12 protein-coding genes are annotated in these 14241 nt (G+C 66.2%); 8 read left to right on the forward strand and 4 right to left on the reverse strand.

All coding sequences use genetic code 11. The annotated features are described in order from the left end of the window. Nucleotides 1-12 precede the first annotated feature (12 nt). Nucleotides 13-1281, forward strand: a complete 1269-nt coding sequence (locus OXG79_13670; GenBank protein ID MCY3784811.1) for a Glu/Leu/Phe/Val dehydrogenase — start codon at nt 13-15, stop codon at nt 1279-1281. A gap of 24 nt (nt 1282-1305) precedes the next feature. On the opposite strand, the gene OXG79_13675 is transcribed toward OXG79_13670, so the two are convergent. Further along, entirely contained in the window at nt 1306-1836 is a 531-nt protein-coding gene (locus OXG79_13675) for a dTDP-4-dehydrorhamnose 3,5-epimerase family protein (GenBank protein MCY3784812.1), read from the reverse strand. 160 nt (nt 1837-1996) lie between these two features. Between OXG79_13675 and OXG79_13680 the strand changes: the two genes are divergently transcribed. Further along, on the forward strand, nt 1997-2311 hold the full coding sequence (locus OXG79_13680; GenBank protein ID MCY3784813.1) for a hypothetical protein: 315 nt from the start codon (nt 1997-1999) through the stop codon (nt 2309-2311). A gap of 3 nt (nt 2312-2314) precedes the next feature. Here the strand turns inward: OXG79_13680 and OXG79_13685 are convergent, their stop codons facing one another. The 3 genes from OXG79_13685 to OXG79_13695 all read right to left on the reverse strand — a co-directional run bounded on the left by OXG79_13685 (nt 2315) and on the right by OXG79_13695 (nt 6144). After that, nucleotides 2315-3484, reverse strand: a complete 1170-nt coding sequence (locus tag OXG79_13685) for a Gfo/Idh/MocA family oxidoreductase (GenBank protein MCY3784814.1) — start codon at nt 3482-3484, stop codon at nt 2315-2317. Between the two features lie 58 nt (nt 3485-3542). Next, entirely contained in the window at nt 3543-4352 is an 810-nt protein-coding gene (locus OXG79_13690) for an aldo/keto reductase (GenBank protein MCY3784815.1), read from the reverse strand. Between the two features lie 103 nt (nt 4353-4455). Continuing rightward, nucleotides 4456-6144 carry a DUF3179 domain-containing (seleno)protein gene (locus tag OXG79_13695; protein MCY3784816.1) on the reverse strand — a complete coding sequence of 563 codons (1689 nt, stop codon included), beginning with the start codon at nt 6142-6144 and terminating at the stop codon, nt 4456-4458. Between the two features lie 122 nt (nt 6145-6266). On the opposite strand from OXG79_13695, the gene OXG79_13700 reads away from it, so the two are divergent. The 6 genes from OXG79_13700 (at nt 6267) to OXG79_13725 (ending at nt 14216) form a co-directional block, all read left to right on the forward strand. Then, nucleotides 6267-7139 carry an amidohydrolase family protein gene (locus OXG79_13700; GenBank protein ID MCY3784817.1) on the forward strand — a complete coding sequence of 291 codons (873 nt, stop codon included), beginning with the start codon at nt 6267-6269 and terminating at the stop codon, nt 7137-7139. Between the two features lie 61 nt (nt 7140-7200). Then, the gene (locus OXG79_13705) at nt 7201-7947 is read left to right on the forward strand and encodes an SDR family NAD(P)-dependent oxidoreductase (GenBank protein ID MCY3784818.1); all 747 of its coding nucleotides are present in this window, start codon (nt 7201-7203) and stop codon (nt 7945-7947) included. A gap of 19 nt (nt 7948-7966) precedes the next feature. Beyond that, the gene (locus OXG79_13710) at nt 7967-8860 is read left to right on the forward strand and encodes a dihydrodipicolinate synthase family protein (protein MCY3784819.1); all 894 of its coding nucleotides are present in this window, start codon (nt 7967-7969) and stop codon (nt 8858-8860) included. Between the two features lie 61 nt (nt 8861-8921). Next, nucleotides 8922-11165: a hypothetical protein gene (locus tag OXG79_13715; GenBank protein ID MCY3784820.1), complete on the forward strand. Its 2244-nt coding sequence runs from the start codon at nt 8922-8924 to the stop codon at nt 11163-11165. 195 nt (nt 11166-11360) lie between these two features. Continuing rightward, nucleotides 11361-11546 carry a hypothetical protein gene (locus tag OXG79_13720; protein ID MCY3784821.1) on the forward strand — a complete coding sequence of 62 codons (186 nt, stop codon included), beginning with the start codon at nt 11361-11363 and terminating at the stop codon, nt 11544-11546. A 384-nt stretch (nt 11547-11930) separates the two neighbouring features. Beyond that, the gene (locus OXG79_13725) at nt 11931-14216 is read left to right on the forward strand and encodes a hypothetical protein (GenBank protein MCY3784822.1); all 2286 of its coding nucleotides are present in this window, start codon (nt 11931-11933) and stop codon (nt 14214-14216) included. Nucleotides 14217-14241: the final 25 nt, after the last annotated feature.

Below are 14241 nucleotides of genomic sequence, written 5' to 3' on the forward strand. Positions count from 1 at the left end.
GGGATGGGCGCAATGAACGCGACGCACTCGACCGCCCCCGAACCCAACGCCTTCGAAACGGCGCTGCGCCAGTATGACGAGGCGGCGGCGCTTCTCGGTCTGGATGCCGACATGCGCGAGATTCTGCGCCGCCCAAAGCGTGAGTTGGTCGTCAACTTTCCCGTGGAGATGGACGACGGCGGGATCCGCATGTTCCGCGGATATCGCGTGCACCACAACATCACGCGAGGTCCCGCCAAAGGCGGCATTCGCTATCACCCGCTGGCCGACCTCGACGAGGTGCGCGCCCTGGCCATGTGGATGACGTGGAAGTGCGCCGTCATGAATTTGCCCTACGGCGGCGCCAAGGGAGGCGTTGAGGTCGATCCGCACCAGCTCAGCCTGGCGGAGCTCGAAAACCTGACGCGACGTTATGCCAGTGAAATCTCCGTCCTCATCGGGCCGGAGTTCGACATCCCGGCGCCGGACATGGGAACCAATGCCCAGGTCATGGCGTGGATCATGGACACCATCTCCATGCACGCCGGACACTCGATTCCCGCGGTCGTCACGGGCAAGCCGGTGGCCGTCGGCGGGTCGGAGGGGCGGGCGTTGGCCACGTCACGCGGCATGCTCGAAGTGACCCTGGCGATGCTGAAGCGCGAGGGTCGCGACCCACGGGGCCTGCGGGTGGCGGTGCAAGGCGCGGGGAATGTCGGGATGGGCGCCGTGCGCCTCTTTGATGAGGCCGGATTCACCATCGTTGCCGTGAGCGACAGCGAGGGTGGAGCGATGCGCGAAGCGGGGCTCGACGTCGCGGCCGTGGTGCGTCACGGCGCCGCCGGGGGGCTGATGAAAGACCTGCCCGACGCCGACCGGATCAGCAATCGCGAGTTGCTCGAGCTCCCCGTGGACATTCTGGCGCCGGCGGCCATCGAGGGGCAGCTCACGGCCGCGAACGCGTCGCAGGTCAAGGCAGCGATGATTGTCGAAGGCGCCAACGGCCCGACGACGCCGGCGGCGGATCTGGAGTTTGCCGATCGCGGGATCACCGTCATCCCGGACATCCTGGCCAACGCCGGCGGCGTGACGGTGTCTTATTTCGAGTGGGTGCAGGACCTGCAACAGTTTTTTTGGACCGAAGCCGAGATCAACGAACGACTCGGACGCCAGATGCGCGACGCGCTGGCGAGCGTTGCCGCCACAGCCGAGGAGGCCGGGGTCACGCTGCGCCAGGCAGCCCACATGCTGGCCATATCCCGCGTGGCCGAGGCCACGGGGCTGCGGGGCGTCTATCCGTAGGGGCGCCTGGCCCGGCTGCCCGATCTAGTTGGTCGCGCCGTCGCGCACGGCCTGCCACGTGAACGGGCGGCCGTCGTCAAAGCGGGCGCCAACGTCCGCGAACGCGTCGCGCCCTTCGTCATCGGGGTTGTAGAGCCGCGTCGGCGAGTTGAGCAGGACGGCGGGCTTGTCGCCGACGACCATGAAGCCGTGGTGGACGAGCCGCGGGATCAGGACGCAATGCTGCGCGTCATCGCCGGAGATTTCGCCGAGCGGCAGCAAGTCGAGCGTGCCTTGCGTCGGCGATTCGGGCCGCCCGTCCCACAGGGCAAGCACGATCGAGCCGGCTGCCACGATGAAGCGGTCCTCCTGGTGCTGGTGCACGTGCCATTCATCCTCGTCGCGGGCCAGTCCGGCCGGGGTGACCGAGTAGTAGGTCTGCGCGAACGCCCGCGTGTCCGGGTCGTAGATGTCGGGCCAATCGGTTCGAAGAATCTCGACGAGTGTTCCGGACTCGTCCCGATTGACACGCAGCGGCCGCGCGACCGCGTCATGGATCCGGAGGTGAAACCGCACCGGTCTCCTCGCTCCCCACGCCTGCCGATGCAGTGTAGGCGAACGGCGACAGTAAAAGCCCACTTGACATCGGTAACGTGCCGGAGTGCTAGCATGCACAGGCGACTTGAGGGACAGGTCGGCAGCGATGCCTCGCACGAGCCCGAGCCCTGCGACGCGGATGTCGTACCAACGCCGGCAGCGCGTCCGGGACACCGCCATGAGCATGGCGAACACCATTGGCGCCAAGTATTCGGATTTGCGCGTCACGATCGACATGGAGAGCGTTGACGGCGAGGACGCGTTCGTCTGGATCGAGGTGCTGCGGGGACTGCGTCCGGCGGAGCTCCCCACGTTCATCGACCGTCTGGCGCGGCAGTGCGCCCGCCGTACGGGCTTCTGGATCGTGCCGCGAATCGTCAGCACGAGTGTTGAGTCGCAGCCGGAATTGCGCCTGCGGCCGCGCGTCGGCTCCGCTCGGCCCTCGGTAACCTAGCGGCTATCCGTCCAGCTCGTCGATTGCGACCGGTCGACCGGCGGCGTGTGACTCGTAGGCGGCGTGCACGATCTCAACCGCGCGGCGTCCGACATCGCCCGGCGATGAATTTGAGTCCGTGAGCCCCAGCGTCAGTTCCACCAGCTCATGGGGCGGCCCGTCACAGCGATAGGCCCCATCGTCCACGCCGACATCGAATTCCTGATTGGCCCCATCGTCCCGGAAAACGGCTAGCCGCGCTCGATCGATGTCATAGAGCAGCGCGCCCTCGCTGCCGAAAACGCGCAGGTCGAGCTGGAAGCGCCCGCCCACCGGAACCGCGGCCGTGCCTGATACCGACGCCAGGGCGCCGCTGCGAAAGTGCACCGTCAGGGCGTTGTGCAGATCGATTCGCGCGCCGCCGTCCGCCATAGCCGCGTACACGGCCTCGGGTTCGAGATCCGTGAGCCAGGTGAGCAGACCAAGCGCGTGACTGAGCTGCGCCTGGCCGTAGCCCCCGTGGGAAAGCCCGGGGTCCGTGTAGTTGTCGAACTCCGGCGCCACGAGCGGAGGCTCGCCGAAGCGGAACGCCGTGCCCATGAAGAACTCCTTCGACGGCGACCCCATGTGACAGGCCACGTGCTCGACTTCACCCACCGCTCCGCTGTCCATCAATGCCTTGGCGCGGACGGTGAGCGGTCGGTGGTGCCAGCCATAGGACACCAGCAGGTGACGCCCCACGTCGCGCGCCAGCGCGACCAGGCGACGCGCGTCTGCCGCCCGCGTGCACATGGGCTTCTCGACGAGGACGTGGCAGCCTGCCTTCAGGGCCGCGGCGGCATGCGCGAAGTGGTGGCGATGCGGCGAGGCCACGACGACCGCGTCGAGATTGTGGCTGAGGAGCTCTTGGACGTCTGGTGTTGCGTGTTCGAATCCGAAGTGCTGGTGCACCCGCGCTAGCACCGCGGCGTCGAGGCCGCACACCGCCACCATCTCAACGTCGCTGCGCGCGGCCAGGAGCGGCATGTGGTTGGTGGTGGCCCACCAGCCCGCCCCAATGAATCCGATGCGGGCCTTGCGGCTTGAATGCTGTGGCCGGCGCGCCGCCTCCGCGATCATCTCGTCCGAGAGAATCCCGACGTCCGTGTAGGGAGACTCGGCGGCAGACGTCTCCGGGCCTGAGTCACCAGTCATGCTGCGCGAATGTCCTTGGTGTCAAACCCGACGCTGCCGGTTCGTGGGTGGGATTGGTTCATGGACGAATGGCGTCCAGCGCCTGCTGTTGCTCGGCGGAAAGCGTCCAGCCTGCCGCCCCGCACAGCTCGTCCACCCGATGGGGCCGCTCGGTCTTGGGGATGGCCATTACCCGGTCGTGGTCCAGCAGCCAGCGGATCGCGACTTGCGCCGGGGTCTTGCCGGCCTCGTTTGCGATCTGCCGGATGACCGTGGAATCGGGTCCGGAAACGACGCGTCCCAGCGCCAGCGGCGCAAAGGCGATGACGGTGATGTCGTTGGCCTGGCAGTACGGCAAGATTTCGGCCTCGATCCGCCGATCGAGGACGCTGTATGGGACTTGGTTCGCGACGAGCGGCGAGCTCTCCAGGGCATCCTGGGCGTCCGCCATTTGTTGAACGTCGAAATTGCTCACGCCGATGTAGCGAATCACGCCGTCGGCGACCAGCTGCTCCATCGCGGCCATGGTCTCGGTGATGGGAATCGTCGCGCTGGGCGAGTGAATCTGGTAGAGATCGATGACGTCGATGCCGAGTCGCTCGCGGCTGGCGAGCGCATGCGAAATCACGCTGTCATGCCGCAGGTTTTGCGCGCTGATCTTGGTGGCCACGAAGGCGGACGCGCCGGCTTCCCGCAACTCGCGGCAGACGATGCGCTCGGCGGCGCCGGGCTCGTCGCCAACGGCGTTGTACGACTCGGCCGTGTCGATGAGGTTCGCGCCGAGCTCAATCGCGCGACCCAGGACCCCCGGCTCGCCGTGGTAGCGGGCGGTGCCGAACCCGATGCTCGGGATCAATTCGTCGGTGGGCCCGAGGGGGACGTATTCCATGCGAATCTCACTCGTCCATTTGGCCGCAGGCCCCCAGTGTAAGTCGGGGGGCGCCAGGGTCGCAGTCCTTGGCGTCGTCGAATAGGTGACCCGCCCGAAAGCGCTATGGCTCGACCGAATACACCTCGGATTCCGGGAAGAAGTTGAACCAGCCGAACCAGTAGGCGAGGTGGCCCGGCAGGCGTTCCAGGCGCTCGCCGCTGGGCCCGAGGAGCGCGTCCTCGGTGACCTGCCAGACGGCCCCGCTCTCGTCGCGCAGCGTTTGCGGGTCATCGCCCGCGCTGAACTCGAGGCTTCCGCCGTCGAAGGCGCGAACTTCGGCGCCCGCCGGCCAGATGGCAGGCGCCCCGAGCGTGCGGTCGCGGCCCTGACCCTTCAGATTGCCGCGCGGCGCCACGATCACCACGCGTTGACCCGCGAGCTCATCGTTCACGACGACGTGCTCCGTCAGCAGCGTGGTCGGGTAGGCGCGCCGGATGCCGTTGATGGAGAGGCCAAACACACGATCCTTGGTGCGGAGTTCGGGGCTGTCGAACGGCACCGGGAATCGCGTCTCCGGGCTGGCAAAGTATGCGCCGTACGCGGCGCCGGGCGTGTAGGCGCGCGCGTATCCGGTTTTCCAATCAAGTGCCACCGTGTCGGGATGTTGGGCCGTCCAATCGGCCCACGTCGATACCACGACCGGCAGGATGTTGAGCTGAATGCCGCTCGTCGCGAGCGGCCCGAGCACCGGCTCGCCGCTCAGCTGATTCCACAACGATCTGGTGTTGCGGTCGTACATCAGCTTGTTGCTGCGCATGAGGAGGCCGGAGGTGCCAAACGTGAACACGGTGTCGGCGACCCGCCCGTCAAACAGCACCCCGGCGCCGCAGAGCGTGCAGTAGGCGAGCGAGACGGGGACGCCGCCCACGACGTCGTTGGCCATCTCGTGCCAGTCCAGGATTCGCAACGGATACGCCCGATGGTCGCCATTGATGGACACGCCGAACAGCAGGTCATCAGGCTCGAGATAGTCGATGTCCGCCGCGGGGAGGAACGCCGGATTCTCCAACGGCGGGATGCCGTCCACCCGTACGCCGCCCCAGATAATTTCCTCGGAGCGAATCTTGCCGGGATCCGGACCTTGGAAGAATTCGGTCATGACGGGGTCGATGGCTCCCAGCAGCCAGCCCTTCCACTGCGAAAAGCCGGGGGGCGCTTGCAGGTCGGACTTCGCGTACCACTCCGCCCATCCCGAGACATAGATGAACACCTGGCCGGTGAGCGCCTTGAGCGCGCCCAAGACGCCGGGGACGCCGGGTCCCTGGATGACCGCCAATTCGTTGAATCGAATGAGCTCGACGAGCACGGCGACAAATCGCTGGTCGCCGGACGCCACAATTGCGTCGACGATTGCCTTCGTGCGGGGCCTGTTCCGACGGTCCAGCAGCCCATAGAGCAGCACTTCCACATCGGCGTCGTCGAACGGCGGCTCGGGGATTGGGGCGTCGGTGATCGGTGTCGGCGCCACCGTGGCGGTCGGTTGCGGCGTCGGTTCGGGGGCGGCCGTCGGCTCGGGTGTGGGAGTGACGCGCGCGACCTCAGGCGACGGGGAGTCCGTGGGCTGAGCATCGGCCGTGCGCGCCGGCGGCAGGCGGCTTTCGGTTACGGCGGAATCGTCGTCGCACGCCGCGAGCGCCAGCGCCGCGGATGCGCCCGCGGCGCCCAGCAACAGGCGGCGGCGGTTGATCGGACGGCGCCTGCCACGGGACAGGGGACGAGCCGGTGAAATCTGGGAATCCCTTGTCGTCAATCCAACGCCATTGAAGCGCACTACGTGTGGAAAGTCTGGACGGTTTCTTGGCATGTGGCGAATTGGCGGCATTTCCTGCCATGCTGGTTGGCAGACTCGCGCCCAACGCTCCATGAATACCCATGCCTGACCCCGACATCATTGACGCGCATGTTCACGTCTGGAGCGCCGACACGGAGCGGTTCCCATTTGCGCCGGGCTTTGGTCCCGACGACCTGTGGTTTCCCAGCTTCGACGGCGCGGAGCTCGCGGCCCGTGGGAAGCCCGCCGGCGTGGGCCGGTTCAACCTGGTGCAGATGACCTGGTACGGCCTGGACCACTCGTACATCGTGGACCTCATCCAGCGCGATCCACGGCGTTTCGCGGGCACCGGGATCGTACCTGCCATCGTGGACGTCGGGCTGCCGGAGCCCGACCGCGCGATGCAAGCGCTGGCCGAGCAGGGCATTCGGGCGTTTCGGGTTCGTGGGCAATCGACGCGCCCGGACGTTCCCGGCGGCGAGCAATGGCTCGATCACCCGGCGTGCGAGGCGATGTTCCGCATGTCGGCGGCGGACGACCTGCCCCTCAGCTTTCTTTGTGGGGCCGCTGACTTGCTCGAGATCGATCGGATGTGCGCCAGGCACGGCGATGCGCCGGTGATCCTGGACCACCTGGCGCGCCTTGGACCGGCCACGGGCGCCACCGCGGAGGACGTGGATGCGCTATGCGCCGTGGCCCGCCACCCGCGGACGATGGTGAAAGTGAGCGCATTTGGCGCGCTGAGCCGGGACGGGCCACCGTATCTGGACATGCTGCCGATCCTTCGCCGGGTGCTGGACGCATACGGGCCGGAGCGGTGCATGTGGGCCAGCGACAGCCCCCTGCAGACGGTGTCTCCGCACAGCTATGCGACTTCCATAGGCCTGCTGGCCGAGCACGCCGATTTCCTCAGCGAAAACGACCTTGCCCAGGTGTTGCACGGCACGGCCGAGCGCGTGTTTTGGCCAGATTGATGGCTTTCGGCGGCACGGCCATGAGGCACAATCGCCCGAGGTGATGGATTGGAGGCCAACGGTGGCAGCTGATTTTGACGGTCGCGTGGCCCTCGTCACGGGAGCGGCTCGAGGCATGGGACGAGCGATAGCGGAACTCTTGACGGCGCGCGGTGCGCGGGTAGCCGTGAACGACCTGAACCCGGAAGCGACGGCCGCGACGGCCGAGGCCTGCGGAGCCGAGTCTCTGGCGGTGCCCGGCGACGTCTCCGATCGGGACCGGGTGCGCGCCATCGTCGCGGAGGTAGCCGACCACTACGGACGGCTGGACGTGCTCGTCAACAACGCGGGCGTGGCGTTCCATCGGAAGATCGACGAGATCACCGATGACGAGTGGTCGTTGGTGTTCGCGGTCAACGTGCAGGCGGTGTTCACGTTCATTCAAGCCGCGATGGGGCCCATGGCCGCCAACGGCTACGGACGCATCGTCAACTTCTCGTCGACGGCGGGCAAGAATGTCAGCACGGTTGCGGGCGCCCACTACACGGCATCCAAGGCGGCGGTGCTGGGCATCACGCGCGCCTCGGCCCTGGAGCTTGCGGTGCACGGGATCACTGTCAACTCCGTGTGCCCGGGCATGATCGACACGCAGATGATCAATGAGGCGTGGCCCAGGGAACGCATCGAAGCCTATATTCCCTCGATTCCGCTGCAGCGCCTCGGTCAGCCTGAGGAAGTCGCGGAGCTGGTGGCGTTCCTCGCGTCCGAGCGTGCCGGGTACATGACCGGTGCGGCGGTTGACATAACCGGCGGGGAGCTGATGGTATGAGGGCCGACGGCGCCCGAGCGTGAGTCACTGGCGCGACGCGGACGAAATCCGGGCCCGGCTGCGCGGGCCGGTGAATCCATTGCCGACCAAGTTCACCCCCGACGGCGAGATCGATCCGGACGGCATGCGCGCCACCATTGACGTGTCGCTCGACGCCGGCGTCGAGGTCATCATGCTCACCTGGGGCGAGGGGCTGGTGTCGCTGCTCACCGACGACGAGGTTGCCGAGATTCACCGCATCGTGATCGACCACGTCGGGCGGCGCGCGGTCACCATCGCCTGCGACGCCATGTGGGGGCTCAACAAGGCGCGCGAATTCGCGGCGTATGCGGACGGGCTGGGCTTCGACCTCTACATGGCCCGTCCGGCCGAGTGGGCGCGAGGCACGCCCGAGTCGCTGGCGGATTGGTACCGCGGTGTGGCGCAGCAGACGCGCGTGATGTTCGTGGGCGACGTGCCGCTGCGCACCTGCGAGTTGGTCGAGGACGAGCCGAACCTGCTCGCATTCAAGGAGGACATCGACCTCGCCTACGCCCATGAGGTCCTGATGCGCTGGGGCGACCGCTGGCCGATGACCGGCGGCGGGGGCATGAAGCGCCACCACCTGCTGTGGCCTCACGGATGCCGCTCATGGCTGGATGTGTTCGTGCGCTCCTATCCCGAGCCGGCGATGACCTATTGGGACGCGTTGCAGCGGGGCGACGGCGCCACGGCGTGGGCGACCATCGAGCGTTCCGAGTTGGCCATCGGGCCACTCGTGGCGGCGTGTCGGGTCGGCGGCAACGGCTTCTTCGCGTCCATGGGTGAGGCGCATGGCGTGTCGCCGCGCTGGCGGCGCTCTCCGGCGCCGAACCTCACCGACGAGGAGATCGCCGACCTGCGCGAGGCGCTGCGGGCGCTGAACCTGGCCTGATGTCCGTGGCCGCCGGCTTGGATCTGACGGGCACTTGACCGCGTTGGAACGACTGGCGCGAGTGCCGCGGCCTGGTTGGGTGGTCACCGGGCTGCTGTGTCTCCCCTGGTTCGTGCTTCTGGGCTGGTTGGCGAGCGTGAGCTGGTTCATCACCGACGACGCGTTCATCAGCTTTCGCTACGTGCGCAATCTGCTCGAGGGTCACGGATTGGTCTTCAATCCCGGCGAGTACGTGGAGGGCTACACCAACTTCCTGTGGGTGCTCGAGCTCGCGGCGATCTGGCGCCTGTTCGGGATCCGCCCGGAGGACGTGGCTCAATGGCTGTCGGTCGGCTACACCGTGGGCACGATCGCGGTGATGCTGTGGTGGGTGGCGCGGATGCCGTGGCTGCGCCACCGAGGGCTGATCGCCTGGATGGCGTTGGGGTTGATCTGCGGCAGCGCCACGTTTGCCGTGTGGACCTCGGGCGGCGGGCTGGAGACGCGGCAGTTCACGTTCTTCGCCCTGGTTGCGGTGGCCGCCTTGAGCGTGTTCGGGGCCAACCGCTGGGCGCTGCTGGCGGCCTCGTTGAGCCTGGCCGCCGCGGCGTTGACGCGGCCCGAAGGCCTGCTCGTGGCGGCTTGCTGCGTCGGCTGGTTCGTGGCGCACCGGTGGTTCACGGCGCGAAAGTGGGACTGGCGCGGGACGCTGGCTTTGGCCGGCCCCTTCGTCGTGCTGATTGGCGGGCACTTTCTGGCGCGGTATCGGTACTACGGCGAATGGCTGCCGAACACGTACTACGCGAAGCACGTGGGGCCGTGGTACGAGTCGGGGTTTCGGTATTTGTGGTCCGCGGCAATTGAGACCGGGCTGTATCTGCTGATCCCACTGGCGGTGGTGGCGCTGCGGGGTCGGTGGCGAGAGCACCGCGATGGGATCTATGCCCTGGTGCTGCTCCTGGTTGGGGCGCACATGGTCTATTTGCTCGAAATTGGTGGCGACCTCTACGAATACCGACCGATGGACTACTACTGGCCGTTGCTGGCGGTGCCGGCGGCGGAGGGTGTCGTGCGGGTGGGTGCGTGGTTGTCGAACTCATTGCGGCAGTTGTCCCGGCGCCTGCGGTGGGCCGGTCCTCGGACGCTGGCGGTCGCGCTTTTCGTACCGCTGCTCTTCTATGCCGGCGCAATTCAGGCACTACTCCTGTTCGAGAGCAAGGAAGCGCCCCGTCCCGATTGGGGCGTCCCTCCGCAAGTCGTGCTCGACGCATCAAACTCCGGGTGGTTGCAGGCTGCGCCGGGGATGCCGGCGCTCGTCGCCATCTCAAATGACTTGCGCTTAGCCTCCGAGCCGCACTTCGTCGGCCTGAGGACCCAGCAACACCACCAATACAACGCTCCGACGATACCCGGATGGCAGGCCTATGAGGAATCCTCTCGCCTGGTCATTCCAGCCGATGCCGTGATGTCTTCGTCGACAATCGGAATCGTCTCCTACTACCTGCCGAACCTCACGGTGATCGATTTGTTTGGGCTGGCCGACCACACCATTGCCCGCAATCCGGTCACTCTGACGAACAGTGAGCGGCGAATCGCTCACGACCGCTCCGCACCGCCTGGCTATGTTCAGCGCCGGGGGGTGAACATCCGTCTCTCTCCGGCCGTTGCCACCGAAGCCAAGGCGCTGGCTGGGGCCAACTATGCGCTCCGAGTTGGCCCAGGAACCTGGATGCCGTTCGACGTCTTCGATCACGCGTGGGCCAACGAGCGATTCGACGACTTCGATCTGCGAGCGACCAATCGATTCTCACAGACTGATCCGGCCGGGAATCGCTTTGCGAAAGACGGCGTTCGGTATGTGGGTGAGCAGTTTCTCGGGCGCTTTGACGGGACCGATCTGGATGGCTGGCATCGTGAAGTCAAGGCGGTCACCAACCACGAGTTGGCGCCGTTTCGGGACAGGCGCTTTCCGGTGAGGGGCCACGTGGGGCCCGGGTTCCTCACGACCTACTACCCCGGCAAATGGGAACGGACGGGCCGGGCGACGTCTCCGACGTTTACGGCGCGGGACGATCAATACCTCGTGTTCCTGATTGCCGGAGAGGAGCATGACCGTGTGGGCCTGCGGCTGCTGGCCGACGGCGAAGAGGTTGCCCTGTGGCGGGGCGCCAACTGGGAGGCGTTTGAGCTCGTGGTGTATCCGTTGCGCGACGTTGCCGGCAGAGAGCTGCAACTCGAAATCATCAACAATGAGATTGGGGACCGCCCGCGCCTCATGCTCGATCACGTGATGTTGGTCCGAAGGGAATCGGTGACGAGCCAATGACCGCGTGTGCAGCATTGATTGGGGCCGCTCCGACCCGGTCAGGCGGTGAGAATGGTCGCCTCAGGCGAGAGTCAATCGATGACAGTTGATCCGTTTGTGATTCCCGGCCTGCTGCTCCTGACGTCGGCGCTTATCGTGCTAGCCGCGGGAGGTTACGCCGTGGCTCGCGTTGCGCTGCGGTAGGACGACGAGCGCATGGCGCTGGCGCAGGGGCTGGTAGTCGGCCTTGCCCGCTGGGGCATCATCACAAACTTCCTGTTGTACGTAGTGCCGGGGCTCTCCGCTGCCGCCGTGATACCGGGCGTGCGGATCAGGATTGCCGAGGACGGAGAAGCAGCCTTCGAGCCGTTTGCGGAGGTGCTTGGCGGGAGAACCCTCTAGGCCCGCGGCGCGGCCCAGTAGCGTCGAGCCGGGCGCGTATCTCAATCGTTGCGGATGCCCCAAACGGGCCTGCCGGGCCAAGGCTCGTGCGGATGGGATTGAGCGACCCTCGGATTCAGCGGCCAATCCTGTGAGATCGCGTGTAGACGGCCGCACAGCGACTGTCTGGAACCCTGCTTATCGGGGGCATGCTGCCCAGTATCGGTAGAGCGGAGGTCTGGAGTCTGGCTCGTTTGTAAATATGCATTCACGTCCTTAGGATTCACGAAGAAATCAGCATATCTTGGAAAATGGCCCCTTGACGCCGAAACCAGATGCATTGCTCGTCCCTGCGCTTTCTCGACCATTGAAAGCCGAGGCGCCGCAAACTCATTGCGCGGGCTGATGCCGTCGCGGCGAATGCCCCGGGTAGCCGCCGCGCTGGCGCTCGTTCTCTGGTTGGCCCTGCTGGGCTGGCTGGCGAGCGTTGGGTGGTTCATCACCGACGACGCCTTCATCAGCTTTCGTTATGTGCGCAACCTGCTCGACGGGCATGGCTTGGTCTTCAATCCCGGCGAGTACGTGGAGGGCTACACCAACTTCCTGTGGGTGCTCGAGCTCGCCGCGATCTGGCGCGTGCTAGGCATCCGGCCGGAGGACGTGGCCCAGTGGCTGTCGGTGATCTATACCGTGGGCACGATTGCCGTGATGCTGTGGTGGGTAGCCCGGATGCCGTTTCTGCGGCATCGCGGGCTGGTGGCCTGGATGGCGCTGGGGTTGATCGGCAGCAGCGCGACGTTCGCCGTGTGGACCTCAGGCGGTGGGCTGGAGACGCGGCAATTCACGTTCTTCACGCTGGTCGCGGTCGTCTGCTTGAGCGTGTACGGGACCAATAGTATTTCTCGATGGAATATTTCGGGGGGGGGCAATCGCTGGGCGTTGGCGGCAGCCTCGCTGAGCCTGGCCGCCGCGGCGTTGACACGGCCCGAAGGCCTGCTGGTGGCGGCGTGCTGCGTGGGTTGGTTCGCGGCGCACCGGTGGTTCACGGCGCGGCAGGTGGATTGGCGCGGGACGTTGGCGCTGGCGGGCCCCTTCGTGGTGCTGATTGGCGGCCATTTTCTGGCGCGGTATCGGTACTACGGCGAATGGCTGCCGAACACGTACTACGCGAAGCACGTGGGGCCGTGGTACGAGTCGGGGTTTCGGTACTTGTGGGCTGCGGCGATTGAGACGGGGCTGTATCTACTGATCCCGCTGGCGGTGGTGGCGATGGGGAGTCGGTGGCGCGAGCACCGCGATGGGATCTACGCCCTGGTGCTGCTCCTCGTGGGGACGCACATGGCCTATCTCTTCGAGATTGGCGGCGACCACTTCGAGTATCGGCCGATGGACCACTACTGGCCGTTGCTGGCGGTCCCGGCGGCCGAGGGCCTGGCCCGTGTGGGCGGCGGGCTGTGCGCATGGCTCAAGCGCTGGTCCCACTACCCGCGGCGGCTCGGACCACGGACCCTGGCAGTCGCGCTATTCGTGCCCGTCCTCTTCTACGCCAGCGCGATTCAGGGCGTTCTGCTATTTGAAGGCCGGACAATGCTTCAGTCCCAAGATGCCGCTCCGTCACAGGTAGCGCTTGATGACCAGAATGCTGCCTGGCTACTGACGGTGCCGGGGATGCCGGCGCTGGTCGCCCTTTCGAACGACCTGCGATTTGAGTCCGGTCGACATCTGGTTGGGATGAGGACCTACGAGCATCACGCCGCCGCCAGATGGCGCATCGGCGGGTGGCAGCCCTACGAGCACACGGCGAGCCGGTTTCTTCCGGGCGATGCGGAAATGACCATGGACGCAATGGGCATTGGTCCCTATTTCCTGCCCGATGTGGTGTTTGTCGACGTGTTCGGGCTGGTCGATGCGACCGTGGCCAGGAATCCAGTTGCCAGGTCGAACAGCGAGCGAGTGATTGCCCACGACCGCACCCCTCCGCCGGGCTACCTGCAGCGTCGAGGGGTAAACATTCGCATCGATCACGCGGTGACAACCGAAGCCCAAGCGCTTGTCAGACGGAATTACGCGCTGAACGTTGGCCCGGAAATATGGATGCCGTTCGACGTTGTCGATCACCTGTGGGCGAACGAACGCTTCGCCAATTTTGACCTGCGCGCAAGGAACCGATTCTCGTCGACCGATCCAACGGGGAATCGCTTCACCGTTGACGGTGTCCGCTATGTGGGTGAGCAATTCCTCGGGCGCTTTGACGGAACGGATCTGGATGGCTGGCATCGCGAGGTCAAGGCGGTCACCAACCACGAGTTGGCGCCGTTCCTCGACAGGCGCTCTCCGGTGAAGGGCCGCGTGGGGCCCGGGTTCCTCACGACGTACTACCCGGGGAAATGGGAGCGCACGGGGGAGGCGTACTCGCCGGTATTCACGGCCAGGGACGATCAATACCTGATGTTCCTCATCGCCGGGGAACGGCATGACTTGGTGGGCCTGCGCCTGCTGGCCGATGGCGAAGAAGTGGCCGTGTGGCGCGGTGACAACTGGAGGCGCTTTGAAATGGTGATCTATCCGTTGCGCCAACTCGCCGGCAAAGAGCTGCAGCTGGAGATCTTCAACCACGAGATTGGCGACCGGCCGCGCCTCATGCTCGATCACGTGATGCTGGTCCGGGAAGAGGCCGCGGTCAGCTCGTGATCACACCGGCGGGGCATTGATTGAC

It is taken from the genome of Chloroflexota bacterium, from assembly GCA_026706485.1.
Classification (GTDB): domain Bacteria; phylum Chloroflexota; class UBA11872; order UBA11872; family UBA11872; genus JAJECS01.